The sequence below is a fragment of the Photobacterium sp. R1 genome (assembly GCF_054600795.1).
The window spans coordinates 1-348 of sequence record NZ_BAAHZP010000253.1; the positions used below are offsets into that span (position 1 = coordinate 1).

Sequence of the window (348 nt, forward strand, 5' to 3'; positions counted from 1 at the left end):
TTATTCCAACCTGGCCAGCCGTCAGTACTTCAGCCGAAAGCAGACCAAGCTGGTTGAGATGAGCTGCTCCAATTTTCGTGATGTGGTCAATGTGGTAGAAACCGGTCAGGCTGACTACGGTGTCCTTCCGATTGAAAACACCAGCTCAGGTTCTATTAATGAAGTTTACGATTTGCTTCAGCATACCAGTCTGTCGATTGTGGGCGAAATTACCCAGCCGATTGAACACTGTCTGCTAACAGCCGTACCTACCTCGCTGGATAAAATTGATACCCTGTATTCCCATCCGCAACCCCACCAGCAATGCAGTGAGTACCTTCGCACTATGGGGGACATCAAGCAGGAATA

At 48.9% G+C, this 348-nt stretch carries 1 protein-coding gene; it reads left to right on the plus strand.

The genetic code is table 11. From position 1 onward, the window contains the following. The coding region (locus tag ACYP03_RS24915) for a prephenate dehydratase domain-containing protein (protein ID WP_459782513.1) at nt 1-348 on the plus strand (348 nt) is incomplete at both ends.